A 12,023-nucleotide genomic window follows, 5' to 3' on the forward strand; every position below is an offset into this window, starting at 1 on the left:
GGGGGGCGGAGCTACAAGGAGGCACCGCAAGTCGTGGTTTCCCAGACACTGGAAGCGTCGCTCGGCCGAGCCGCCGCAGCTGGAGCTTGCGCCATCGGCCTAGCCCTCTGCGCCGGCGCGGCCGGCGCCGCCACTCGCACCGCCACGCCCGCCACCTTCGCGACCGTCCTCGCGACAGCCGCCGGGGGCGATCGGATCGTACTCACCGCAGGTAGTTACGGCCCACTGCAGGTCTCCCGCCGGGAGTTCAGCCCGGCGTTGGAAATCGACGCTTCGGCCGCCACGCTGAATGGCATGACAGTCGTCCAAGTTCGCGGCCTCCACATCCGCGGCGGCACGTTCCGCTTGCCGCCGCCGACCAACCGCCGCGACACCGGCCAACCCATCTACGGTCCGGCGATCCGCTTGGACCGTGTACAGTCGGTCACCGTTTCGGGTGGACGATTCACGGGACCGGGCGCGGACGAGACGGACGCCGCCGCTTACGGGGAGGGCTATGGCGTCTTCGTGGTCGGTGGCAACGATCTCGAGGTCTCGGACAATCAGCTGAAGGGGCTCAAGGGCGGCGTAACCATGACGCGCGTCCAGAACTTCCGTGTGCTTCGAAACACGTTCTCCCGGATGCGATCGGACGGCGTGCAGATCGCCGAAAGCCGCAAGGGGTTGATCGAGGGCAATAGTTGTCAAGCAACACGGATCCGCGACGTCGAGCATCCCGACTGCATCCAACTCTGGTCAAACCCGCGTTCACCCCCAACGTCCGAGGTGACCATCCGGGCCAATACGGTGCGCGGCGATACACAAGGTATCGGCATGTTCAATCATGTCCGGAAGGGGGTAGATGACGGCGGCTTCGACCGCATCATCATCGAAGACAATGACATCGAGGTCAGTTACCCCCACGGGATCGCGATCTTTGCCGCGCGAGATTCTGTGATCCGGAACAATCGTGTGCGGACGTTCGGGAACCCGCGCTGGCAGGCAGGCATCAACACCAACCCCCCGGTCGCTCGGTGCGGCAACTCGATCGCGGCCGGCGCTGGAAAGCCGAAGAAAAAGGACCCCCCTTGCAAATAGTTCAGGTATCCACGTGAGGAAGGGGACTAAAATATTCTTGACTTCGAGCGTTGTCGCCCAAGCGTCTGCTCTAGTACGATATGTCATACTCGCTCGCTTGCTCGGACCTCAAGAACTTGGCCTCGCCGCCATGCTGATTCTTACCGCACAGTTCTTCGACACGATTAGCGACACGGGAAGTGATCGCTTCATCGTCCAAGATCCCGACGGAGCCTCGCCAAAGGTGCTTGGCTTGGTTCACCTCGTGCTTGCGGGTCGCGGCATGCTCATCGCGCTTGCCCTCGTCCTGACGTCCGGCTTAGCCGCCACAATTTACAAGTCACCCGAACTCCAGCCGTCGCTATGGGCGCTCGCGCTAGCGCCGCTGATCGCCGGCTTCAGTCACCTCGATGTGAGGAGCGCTCAGCGAGAGGAGGATTTCCGACCGGAGAGCATTGCGACGATCATAGCCGAGCTGGTCAGTTCAATCGGAACGGCGGTGGCTGCGTTCGTAACGCGCGACCACACGGCAATCATCTACGGCCTTGTGCTTCGTGCGGCGACTTGGGTCGCCGTCAGCCATCTCGCCGCGCGCACCCCTTACCGGTGGGCCTACTCCCGCGAGAACGCCACGCGCTTCTCCCACTTCGCCGCTCCGCTCTTCCTCAACGGACTGCTTCTGTACTTTGGGTCTCAAGGCGACCGGCTCATTGTGGGAAGCGGTCTCGGCCCAGAAGCGTTGGGTCACTACAGCGCCATCCTACTGCTCGCCTACTACCCCGCCAGCATGGTTTCGCGGTTCGTCGGCGGGCTTCATATGCCGTTGCTGGCATCCGCTAGAGCCGATCCCGCCCGTTTTGACCGAGAGGAGCAAAAGCTCGCAGGTCGGACGGTGCTGATCTCACTGGCTATGGTGGCCGGCTTCAGCCTGTTCGGACCGATCTTCACGCCCTTGCTCTATGGAAAAGATTTCAGCCAGCCTCTGCAAATCTTCGCCATGCTCGCCATCCTGCAGGCGGGGCGCCTGCTTCGCGTGTGGCCGACGACAGCGGCCGTCAGCCTGGGCAAGAGCTCGATCGTCTTGCTCCACAACCTCGCCCGCATTTCTGCGCTTCCCGTCGCCTTGTTGCTTAACCACTATGTTCCGTCACTCGAATCCATCATTTGCGGGTTCATCTTCGGTGAGATTGCGGCGGTTCTCGTCGCCCTCGCCCTGCTCAGCCGCGACGCGCCTATATCGATCAAGCGAGATCTGATGCGTGTCGGCTTATGCGGCGCGGGCTGCCTCGTCGTGCTAGGGTGGTCTTGGGCCCTGCAACGCCACTGGCTGGCGCTCACACCGGGATTGGCACTCGCCACCGTAGCCACCGCTTTTGCGATCTGGCGGCATGAGGCCCGGGTGATTGGCGACAGCATCAGATTGCTGAAGGCCAAAACCTCAGCTCTCTATCGACGCTGAGATGCTATGCCGACTGCGGATGATCGGTGCAGATCCATTGGGGAGGACCCCGGCGATTGGCCAGTCCTGCGGTCCAGCCGGCTAGCGCGTATCCCACCTGCCGCCAAGCGCGGCGTCTCGCGAAGCGTGCGAAGATCACTAATAGCGCAGTGACGGCGACGACCGGCAGCAACAAAGCATGTGCATCCCTTGTCACGAGTAGGCGGTTCCGTTCGTTCATGTACACCGGCATCCGCGGCATCTCGCGAAAAGCCCTGCCAGAACCCGTCGTCGTGCCCGCTTCGTGGACAACCCGCGCGTCCGGCGCATAACCCAACCGCATTGCGCGCGCACGCCCCCGCAGGAACCATTCGACCTCTTCGCAGTAGAGAAAATAGTCCTCGCGCATAAAGCCGACCGCCTCAACGAACCGTCGGCTCACAAGCATGCAAGCGCCATTGAGGTAGGACTGGCTTGCCTCGATTGCCTCAGCATCCACCGGCCGGCCGGCGTCCCCACCGTAGCCTATCGATACGGCTCGCCCCAGCGCCGCCTGCCATATGCCGCCATGGGATTGAACCCGGCCGCCAGGCAGTACGATCGTGCACCCGACGGCATCGCAATCGCCTGCGCGCAGGCGGCGAACACAGGCCTCCATGGCCTCTGGTTCAATCTGGGTGTCGGGATTCAAGACCCACCACGCATCCGCGTCCAGCGCCGTTCGGATGGCCAGGTTCACCCCGCCCGCGTAGCCGAGGTTGGATGGAGCCGCTACGACGCGCAATTGCTGCCCGCCGTCGAGAGCGTCGGGCAGAACTGATTTCAGCGCGGCAGCGGCGGCAGGCCCGCCGTTCTCGCAGATGACGATCTCATAGTCGACGTAGGTCGACCGCGCGATCGCGGCGACGCATTTGCGAACATCTTCGACGTTCCGGAAGCCAACGATGGCGATCGCCACGTGCACGCGTAGGAACTCCCCCTGCGCCCAGTGGCGCCTAGACGCACCAAAGTGAGGCTGGCAGAACCTATGCCATCCGCCGCGACAGATCGGTGCCAATCAACGCAGCTCGGCGCTCCGCGGGAATTGCCTGGAGTAACGCAGGCACGAACCGCCCAAGCACCTCGAACGACGCCCTTGGGTCGCCGACCACCGAGAACCGGGCAAGAATTCCATCCGCCACGTAACCTTCCATCGCGTTCTGCAGGCGCGCCGTACGCTGTTCCCCCCCACCCTGCGGCAGTCGTTCCCCCAGCCGGGTCCAGTAGAGGATATTCTCCACGCGATCTTCCAGCGTCGCCGTCACCTGCCGGCTGGGCAGCACGGCCGTTCCTCCAATCGGAAGATCGAGAGGCTTAGTCATCTGCAAGGTAAAGCCGACGGCGGGATAGCAGCTTTCGGGACGATGCAACTGCAGCAGATCGCTCTGAGTATCGCCGTAGGCCAGTAGGGCGAACGCCGTGGTCCCCGTCTCCTCGTCCAGATAGGCCCGAGACACCAACTCACTGTAGAGACTGTTCGCAAGGCGGCCAGCCTGCTCGGGCGAGACGAGATCCGAGGCAGCGTGGGCGGTCCAGTTTCCGAACGTGGTTGGCACCGCCTCCTCGATCGTCCCCTTCTTCAGGAGAACAAGATGGCGGCGTGGACGAAGCGCCTCCGAAGCTGCGAGCGCGGCCACGCCCAGGCCGCCCATCAAGGCAAGGCGACGGTCGATCATATAACGGCTTCCGAGCTAGGGCGCATGAAGCGAGACGCAACACTGTCGATCAGGAACATAAGCAAAAGCGACAAGGCGAAAAGGAAGAGTCCGGCCGTCACATGCAAGAAGCCCTGACCAACAGCGTCTCCGAAGAAATATGTCAACAGAATCAGCGTCACGATACGGATAACGTTGGCTAGAACGGCGATTGGGATGATCAGACAGACTAGGAACAAGGAGTAGCGCCAACTCGCATTGCGCAGCAGATATATGTAGAACAGCGTAATTGCGATGAGCCCAACCAGCGAATTCAGGCCCGAACAGGCATCCTCGACAAGCAGCTGATACGGCCCGACTGTCATGGTCACGCCTTCCTGCACAAGCGGTATGCCGAAAGGCATCACGACCGCCGCCGAGAGCGACGAAACGAGCAGTTTCAGAGGCGCAGTGAACTCATCAAGCATCCACCCCGGTATCGGCAGGAGGAGCGATAGGTAGAAGATCGGGAACCAGTTGCGGAGCATGGCCGGCAACCCAAAACGGTCGTAGAGCAGCGCAAGCCCGAAAACGTAGAGACCACCCGCCTCAAGGCTCAGAAGATCGTACGCCCGACCGAATATGTAGATCGCCAAACCCGCTACTGCGCCGAGCAGACCTACCGCTTGCTGACCTCGCCCCCCCTGCTCCGACATCGCCGGCATCTGGCGCCAGAGCAGCCAAGCTCCCGTAGCGAGCACGATGGGGCCGTGAGCGCCGAACTCCTGCGACCACACCTGGGTCCCGAGGCGATAGAACGTGGGCCCAGCTACGAGCGCGAGCGGCGCCAACAGCAGGATCAGCCCCAAGCCCCGCGGCCGATCTGTCTTGCCCGCCGCGTTCTCTAGCGTCGCCATCGTAACTCCCACAAATCGGTCGAGACAGCGATCACGACGCGGACCCACGTCCCTGCAACTATCATGCCGGCCGAAAGGGCCCGCGCCAATGGCCGCTCAGCCTTCCGCGGCTGTCTAGAACAGCCGCTCTCCGACGACGAGGACATCGCCGGGTTCAATCTTGTCATCAAGCTTCACTTTGACCTTCTTGCCTCCACGCGTGGTCGCGACCTTCTTGTCGGACCCAGTCTCCTGCAGACCGCCGCTCTTCGCGATCGCCATACGCAGCGTGAGGTCGGACTTCAGCGGGTACTCGCCTGGCGAGTTCACCTTGCCGTAGATGAAATAGGTCGGAGCTGGGGGGCTGAAGATCTTGTCCCCCGCCGAGACATAGGGATCCTTCTCTGCGCGACCGCTGGAAATGTCCTGAAGGGGGAGACGCTTTTCCTCCCCGTTCGCGGAGATCACGGTGATGTAATCAGCCGCCGTCTCGCGGACGCCGCCGACGCGCGCGAGAATCTCTGACATTCGATAGGGTCGGTTCATGGGGATCAGCCCAGGATTGCCGACCGCCCCCAACACCGTCACGTAGCGACTTGCGTAACCGGAAACCTCGACGGCGACGACAGGATCCGGAAAGAATCCTCCGGTTTGAAGCGCTTTGCGAATGGTCTCCGAAAGCTCAGCGGTGGTGCGTTCCGCCGCCTGGATCTTCCCGATCAACGGCAACTGGATCGTGCCATCGGCCTGCACTCGCGCGCGACCACCAAAGTCGGAACGGCCAACCAAGCTGACATCGACCACATCATCGCGCCCCAGCACGTAGGCGGACGAGGCGGAATCGCCGATCCCAGCGGCCGCTGGCGGCGGTGTGTTGGCGGTCGGCACATTGGTCGACGGTTGCGAAGCACCTGGTGACTGTTGCGCATAGGCGGCCGAACCCAGGCTCAACGTCACGGCCGCAATCATTGTGAGACAGAAGGAGTGCATGGTCATGGCGGTTGTTCGATCCTAGAAGGAGACTTCGGCGGTAAGGCCAACTCGCGTCCCATTGTAGTTGAAGTCTTGCAGATTGGTTTTACGTTCCTGCCTGCGGACGTCGAGCGATAGCGAGAGCCGCTCGCTCTGCTTGTACGACAGGGATGCGTAAGTGGCGTTGACCCGCGACTTGGTGACGACAAGCGCCGCTACGGCGGTATCGGCATTGGACTTGAGATCACCGATTGAGTGGCCGACCGACGCCTCGTACCGCGAACCGATCTTGTAACGTCCTTCCACCTCTCCGTTAGTTGAGATGTCGAAGAGCTTTCCCGGGCGGCTCGAGGGCACGATCGCGCGATCGGCGCTCGCCAACAGCGTTATGCGCCCCCCCACCCGATATGTAATCTCGCCGCTGTAGCTAGTGCTCTTGAACTTCTGCCGTACGCCCGGCGGCGAGAACTCCCGCTTGACGGTCGTTTGGCCCGCGCCCGCCGCAACTTCCAGTCGCGAACCGAACTTGCGTTGAACGTTCACACCGAACGTCTGCGTGATGAAGCCGTCGCCAACAGGGCGGCCCGGGATGATGCGATTGGGAAACTCGTTGCCTGAATAGTTATACACAAACCCTAAAGTCCCGAGGGTCGGATTTGCGTACTGAACACCCAACATCAGGGTTTCCGACGTCGAGTCCGAAGTCTTGGTAAGAGGAGCAGAGTTCTTTGTTTCCTGGCGCTGCACTAGCCCAGTTAAACCGACACCACTCGGGCGTCCGCAGGTCACACCGATGCCAACGCCTGTGGAGCGCATGAGATTTTTCGTTGAAACCGAGTCGAGGTCCACAAGGTCGCTCTGGCGCGCCCGGTGGTTTCCGAAGGCTGTCTGCTGGCACATGCCGAACACAGCCATGCCCCCGCCGGCAATATCGTAATTCTGGCGATCCAACTGCTTGTTCCGCCGGTGAAAATCATAGCCGAGAGAACCATTTAGGAAGAGCACCTGCTGCCCAAGCGGCTGAACGATCGAGGCCGTCGCGCTGGGGGTGACGACCACTTCCTCGGGCTCGATTCCACGGGCGGTGGCCAGGGCGGCGCTGCCGCGCGCAAAATTATCGTCATAGACAACGCCTACGCGCCCGCCGAAGTCCAGCTTCCTTTCGGGGGTAACGGCCGGAACCTTGGGCGTCTGAGCTGAAGCGTCGACGTACGCGTTCGCACTCAGGAGAGCCCCAAGGGCAAGCGTCCTCAGTCGCATGTCATCACTCCAAACTCAGGAAGGTCTTCTGCCCGCAGCTGCTACCTAGCAGCTAAGAAGAAAACTTGTACAGTCAGCCACCTAACTTCTCCGGATCGAGCTATAGGCTGCTTCTGCGGCCCTGAAGGGTTCTTCGCAACGTTCCTACCAAGTTGCGCAACGCCTCAGCCGGCCGCGCCGCGCGAGCTGCAGCTGCGACCTTGAGACCTTTCATCTTCGGGCGAGGCTGCAGCGCCAGCGGCAACGCCGCCGTGCGCGCAAGCACCAAGCGCTTTCGGCGAGCTTGGGCCGGCTGCATCTTTTCGATTTCTCCCACGGCCAAAGCCTCGGCGGAAACCGCGACCGCCGCGACTGCGGACGCTAGAAGCCGCTCTCCTACGCTCGTGCGCGCCATGATCAGGCTTCGGCCTTCCTGTTCCTCAAAACTGGGGTAGCCCTCTTCGTCACCGTACCAAGCATCCGCACACGCAATGTCCGCGACACCTCCGACGGCATCCGGACATATCTTGCAGCGGAACTGCACCTCCTTCGACAGGTACTTGCCCCAGCTTTCGGCGTAGGACATCTCACGAGTGTCGCCGGCCGCCGTCTCGGCCGCGCAGTTGCCTGGCCAGCCACGACCGCGGAACCGGAAGGTAGTGACGGACTCAGGCTCCAAACCCATGGCGGTAATAATCCGCCCCACGCCCTTATGACTCGGGATCCCACCGCAATAGAACGATAGGATCAACGGGATATGCTCCGCAACACGCGGGTCGATGGACGCCAGCCGCCGGATGGCGGATGCGTCGCACGGCTTGCCGACAAACGCGGCCTGCCCCCCCTCGGAAAGGACCGTGGCTATATCCGCCAGTGGCGACGATGCGGTGTAGCGGGAACCAGCGTGCGCTATGACCTCTGCCGCACTCCGGGATGTCACCATGGTGTTGCGGGTCGGCTCCATCGGATCAGCAGCAACATGAATGACGCGATCAATCATGCCGGTCTGCAGCGCGTGGATAAGTAGCGCCGAGATTACGCCGCCGGAGGATCCTTCGAAGCGCGTCGCTGCGTCCGCAGCAGCACCCGTGTGGATACTGCGCCATGGCCCCCAGTAGGGGTGAACATTGGGCGCATCGCCCCAGGCAGCGACTACGGCGCCCGGACAAGATTCGGCTATAGCCCGCTCTGTTTCCCTATCGATAGGCCCACACAGCGCCGGGCGATTGTACCCGGACTCGACCGCCTCCATGCGGATGGAGGCGCCGGCAAGCGAGGCGCACAGCCCACAGCCGGCGCAAAGTTCGCCCCGCAGCACCCGCTCAACGGTGGGCGATGTTCTAAGAGGCGACATACGTCTCCGATCTATAGGCTGGCTCTGACGCTGCCCTCGCAGGACTCACCGCAGTCCGCAACAGCGCATATTCCTCAGCTAAGTACGATGGGGTTCACCAATCCTTTACGACGGCGCGACCGATAGGTAAGGCCGATGAGAACTTGGTGATTGCCTATGACAAGCGGCCCTTCTCGGAAGCTGGACGAGAATCTCGACGGTCGGCCAGCGCCTAGGGCCGGGCTACGAATCTGCCTCGCAGCATCGGGCGGCGGGCACGTGCGCCAGCTCCTGGATCTGCAGGCGATATGGTCTCGCTATGACCATTTTTTTGTGACCGAGGATACGGCGCTTGGCCGGACGCTAAGTGGCAAGCATCGCACCTACTTCCTGCCGCACTACGCATGGGGACAGGCCAAGCTCGGAGCGCCCTTCAAGATGCTTGCCCGCGCTTGGTCGAGCTTCTTCAAGTCTCTTTCCATTATCGCGCGGGAGCGACCTGATCTAATCATCTCCACCGGAGCGGGCGCTGTGATCTTTCCCATACTCTGGGGGCGCTTGTTCGGCGCACGCGCCGTGATCATAGAGTCCTTCGCGCGATTTGAGGCGCCTTCGCTATTTGGGCGGCTTGCGAGCCCGTTTGCGACCCACATGGTCGTGCAGTCTCCCAAGCTGGCGCCGTACTATCCTCGAGCGGAAGTCTTCGATCCGTTGCGCATGATGGACACTCCGGCGCCGCCCAAGAGTGAGCTCCTTTTCGCGACGGTCGGAGCCACACTCCCCTTTGATCGTCTGGTTGACACCGTCGCTGCGCTGAAATCGGAAGGCACGATCACCGAGCGTATCGTGATGCAGACCGGGATTGGCGGCCACGCCCCGGACGGCATGGAAGTGTCAGAAACGCTTCCCTTTGACGATGTACAAGCGATCCTGCGCGACGCTCGGATCGTCGTCTGCCATGGCGGCACTGGATCGCTCATCACAGCGCTTCGGCAAGGTTGCCACGTAATCGCCATGCCGAGGTTGTCACGGTTGGGTGAGCACTATGATGATCATCAGGCGGAAATCACGGAAGCGTTCCGTCAGCGCGGGTTGGTTCTGGTAGCAAATACCCCCGACGAGCTTCGCGCCGCGCTGGCGGAGGTCCGGACGCGGCAGCCGGTATTGGCGACCACCGATCCGCAAGCCCTGATTGCGTACTTGGAAGGGGTGATCGCCGACATCCCGGTCAGCGGCAGATAGCCCATCAACGTCGGAGCGCCTTTGAGATCCATGACAGGCTTGTGGCGTAGATCGTTGGACCGAAGGTTGAATATTGAGGCAGTGGGTTCGAGGCCCCCGAGGTCCAATGCCCCTGCATCGCAGGGACGTACCGCCGTTTGAAACAGATCCTTGAAATACTTTGGAGTCACCGGCTCACCGTCCTGGTGGCCCTGTTCTCCTGCATGCTCGGCGGAATCTACACACTGACCCAGGCCACGCCCCGATACCGGGCGACCTCGCGGGTGGTGCTCGAGATCGTAAGGCCCGACCCGATCACCGGCGCAGTGGTGGGGTCGCGGCAGGTCGACGCTTACATGAACTCCCAGGCGCGCATGATCACCGACATTCAGGTCGCAGCCCGCGCGATCGAGAACTTGGGATGGCCAGACGACCCCGATATGCAGAGCGCTTACTCGGCGCGTCCGGCGAGTGACCTTCGCAGCTTCATCGAGTGGGCCGCCACATCCGTCGCCCAACGGACGTCCGTGTCCCGCGTGCCTGAAACCAACATTCTGGAGATCGCCTATTACGCCGACTCTCCCCAATCGGCTGGTCTCGTCGTTGAAGCGTTGCGGGACGCCTATATCGAAGCGAGCGCCGCGACCATCCGCGAGGCCGCCGGGGAACAAGCCGAGCGGATCGACGACCAAGTCAAGCGAGTTCAGGCCCGTCTCGACGAGCTAAACGGCCAAAAGGCCAATATGGAACGCCAGACACGAGTGATGATCTCTGAGAGTGGTTCGGATTTCGAGAACCGCTCACTTGGCGCGCTCGCTAGAGGGTCGACACAGGTTGCTCGGGCCAAGCCCGGCGCGGGCTTTACTCTTTCGGAGCAAAGGCTGCTTCAGCTCGACATGGCGATCGCGGCATCGAGCGCGTCGCTTGGGCCGAACAACCCGAACCTCCAGTCGCTGCTTCAGCAACGCGCGGTGGTCGCCGCGCAGGTCGCTGAGACGCGCCGCCGCCAGGGGCTTAGTACTGACGCTCAATCACTCGCGTCGCTCGCGCTATCATCGAAAATGTCCCAGGTCACAGCGCAGCGCTTGGACGTCACCAACCTTCGGATGTTGCAGGACGAAATCAACCTCCGGCGGGCCGAGTATAATGATCTAGTCGAACGTCGTGGCGCCGCTCGGGAGATCTCTCGGGCCGCACGCGCCAGCCTGACGCCCGTGGGTGGTGCTGAGGTTCCAACGGACGCCTATTATCCGAGGCCCGCCTTGATCCTAGGAGGTACGGGGGCGATCGGCCTCATCGTCGGCGCGCTGCTTGCGCTCTTGCGGGAGTTCTTGGATCGTCGTGTGCGATCGGCGGCGGATCTGACGCAAACCATCCCCGCTCCGCTGTTGCTGTCTCTTCCGCGAGTCGGCCGAAAGTCGGCGGGACCGTCGGGCGGCGCGACTGCTGCAGCCCAATGACCAACCTTGCGAAACGCTTCCTCGGCGGGGGCGCGAAAGATAGCCGATCTGCGGCCCAGAAACAGAGCAGACCCACTGCCCTGATCGACCCGAAAACCCTGAGCCTGGTAGCTACCCATATCGCTGAACCGTTCGCCGCCACTGGACGACGCGGGCTGGCAGTGTGCGGCACGACGCAGGGCGCTGGCGCCAGCTTCATAACTGCCCACCTCGCCATCGCACTGGCCCGCACCGGACGACGTACGCTGCTCATTGACGCCGATCTTAGGTCGCCCGGCTCCGGATTGCCTTCCGAAAGAGGCGAGTTGTCAGGCCTACTGCCGTGGCTCCGTCAGCAATTCACGACGGAGGCCCCCAATCTGGAGCTCATCGACGACGCGTTGTGGTGGCTTCCTTCGGGCGGCTCGACAGACCAGGCCGGAGAGCTCTTGGAAGACGCGCGGTTCCAGCAGCTGATCGACGGCTTCATGCGAGACTTCGACGTGGTCATCGCCGATACGCCGCCAGCGAATCGGTGGGCCGATGCGACGATCGTGGCGCGGGCCTTAGGCAGCGCCCTAATCATTGCTCGGAAGGACCTGAGCTATGTTAGCGATGTCGCCGTACTACACGGGGAGCTTGTCGACGACGGCGTGGTTGTTCTCGGGGCGGTGCTAAATGGCCGATAAACTGCCCCTCGCCATGGCGGTCAGGCTTCCCGCCCGCAAACAGTTCGCCGCGTTGACGGCCGGTACA

At 62.4% G+C, this 12,023-nt stretch carries 11 protein-coding genes; 5 read left to right on the forward strand and 6 right to left on the reverse strand.

The genetic code is table 11. The annotated features are described in order from the left end of the window. Positions 1 to 33 precede the first annotated feature (33 nt). Both A2790_RS22375 and A2790_RS22380 read left to right on the forward strand, forming a co-directional pair. Complete coding sequence (locus tag A2790_RS22375) at positions 34 to 1,077, forward strand: right-handed parallel beta-helix repeat-containing protein (RefSeq protein ID WP_293396668.1); 1,044 nt, start codon at positions 34 to 36, stop codon at positions 1,075 to 1,077. A 13-nt stretch (positions 1,078 to 1,090) separates the two neighbouring features. Beyond that, positions 1,091 to 2,515: an oligosaccharide flippase family protein gene (locus tag A2790_RS22380; protein WP_293396671.1), complete on the forward strand. Its 1,425-nt coding sequence runs from the start codon at positions 1,091 to 1,093 to the stop codon at positions 2,513 to 2,515. 4 nt (positions 2,516 to 2,519) lie between these two features. On the opposite strand, the gene A2790_RS22385 is transcribed toward A2790_RS22380, so the two are convergent. The 6 genes from A2790_RS22385 to A2790_RS22410 form a co-directional block, all read right to left on the reverse strand. Then, positions 2,520 to 3,458, reverse strand: coding sequence for a glycosyltransferase family 2 protein (locus A2790_RS22385; protein ID WP_293396674.1), 939 nt, complete (start codon positions 3,456 to 3,458; stop codon positions 2,520 to 2,522). Between the two features lie 61 nt (positions 3,459 to 3,519). After that, positions 3,520 to 4,209, reverse strand: a complete 690-nt coding sequence (gene epsI / locus A2790_RS22390) for an exosortase-associated protein EpsI, V-type (RefSeq protein WP_293396677.1) — start codon at positions 4,207 to 4,209, stop codon at positions 3,520 to 3,522. Continuing rightward, positions 4,206 to 5,084 carry an exosortase V gene (gene xrtV / locus A2790_RS22395; protein WP_293396680.1) on the reverse strand — a complete coding sequence of 293 codons (879 nt, stop codon included), beginning with the start codon at positions 5,082 to 5,084 and terminating at the stop codon, positions 4,206 to 4,208. The genes epsI and xrtV overlap by 4 nt, the downstream gene beginning before the upstream one ends. A gap of 114 nt (positions 5,085 to 5,198) precedes the next feature. Beyond that, the gene (locus A2790_RS22400) at positions 5,199 to 6,059 is read right to left on the reverse strand and encodes a polysaccharide biosynthesis/export family protein (protein ID WP_293396683.1); all 861 of its coding nucleotides are present in this window, start codon (positions 6,057 to 6,059) and stop codon (positions 5,199 to 5,201) included. A 15-nt stretch (positions 6,060 to 6,074) separates the two neighbouring features. Continuing rightward, positions 6,075 to 7,295, reverse strand: coding sequence for a hypothetical protein (locus tag A2790_RS22405; RefSeq protein WP_293396686.1), 1,221 nt, complete (start codon positions 7,293 to 7,295; stop codon positions 6,075 to 6,077). Positions 7,296 to 7,395: 100 nt separating this feature from the next. Then, entirely contained in the window at positions 7,396 to 8,628 is a 1,233-nt protein-coding gene (locus A2790_RS22410) for a Coenzyme F420 hydrogenase/dehydrogenase, beta subunit C-terminal domain (RefSeq protein WP_363081516.1), read from the reverse strand. A gap of 156 nt (positions 8,629 to 8,784) precedes the next feature. Between A2790_RS22410 and welK the strand changes: the two genes are divergently transcribed. The 3 genes from welK to A2790_RS22425 all read left to right on the forward strand — a co-directional run bounded on the left by welK (position 8,785) and on the right by A2790_RS22425 (position 11,956). Beyond that, positions 8,785 to 9,849 carry a beta-1,4-glucuronosyltransferase WelK gene (welK, locus tag A2790_RS22415; RefSeq protein WP_363081518.1) on the forward strand — a complete coding sequence of 355 codons (1,065 nt, stop codon included), beginning with the start codon at positions 8,785 to 8,787 and terminating at the stop codon, positions 9,847 to 9,849. Between the two features lie 137 nt (positions 9,850 to 9,986). Next, positions 9,987 to 11,288, forward strand: a complete 1,302-nt coding sequence (locus A2790_RS22420) for a hypothetical protein (protein WP_293396695.1) — start codon at positions 9,987 to 9,989, stop codon at positions 11,286 to 11,288. Continuing rightward, complete coding sequence (locus A2790_RS22425) at positions 11,285 to 11,956, forward strand: CpsD/CapB family tyrosine-protein kinase (RefSeq protein WP_293396698.1); 672 nt, start codon at positions 11,285 to 11,287, stop codon at positions 11,954 to 11,956. Before A2790_RS22420 ends, A2790_RS22425 begins: the two co-directional genes overlap by 4 nt. Positions 11,957 to 12,023 lie beyond the last annotated feature (67 nt).

The organism is Phenylobacterium sp. RIFCSPHIGHO2_01_FULL_69_31 (assembly GCF_001824475.1).
GTDB lineage: Bacteria > Pseudomonadota > Alphaproteobacteria > Caulobacterales > Caulobacteraceae > Phenylobacterium.

Coding starts and splice junctions, on each gene's coding strand:
- A2790_RS22405 (WP_293396686.1), bottom strand. CDS start 7,295: ATGCGACTGAGGACGCTTGCCCTTGGGGCTCTCCTGAGTGCGAACGCG.
- welK (WP_363081518.1), top strand. CDS start 8,785: ATGACAAGCGGCCCTTCTCGGAAGCTGGACGAGAATCTCGACGGTCGG.
- epsI (WP_293396677.1), bottom strand. CDS start 4,209: ATGATCGACCGTCGCCTTGCCTTGATGGGCGGCCTGGGCGTGGCCGCG.
- A2790_RS22400 (WP_293396683.1), bottom strand. CDS start 6,059: ATGACCATGCACTCCTTCTGTCTCACAATGATTGCGGCCGTGACGTTG.
- A2790_RS22425 (WP_293396698.1), top strand. CDS start 11,285: ATGACCAACCTTGCGAAACGCTTCCTCGGCGGGGGCGCGAAAGATAGC.
- xrtV (WP_293396680.1), bottom strand. CDS start 5,084: ATGGCGACGCTAGAGAACGCGGCGGGCAAGACAGATCGGCCGCGGGGC.
- A2790_RS22410 (WP_363081516.1), bottom strand. CDS start 8,628: ATGTCGCCTCTTAGAACATCGCCCACCGTTGAGCGGGTGCTGCGGGGC.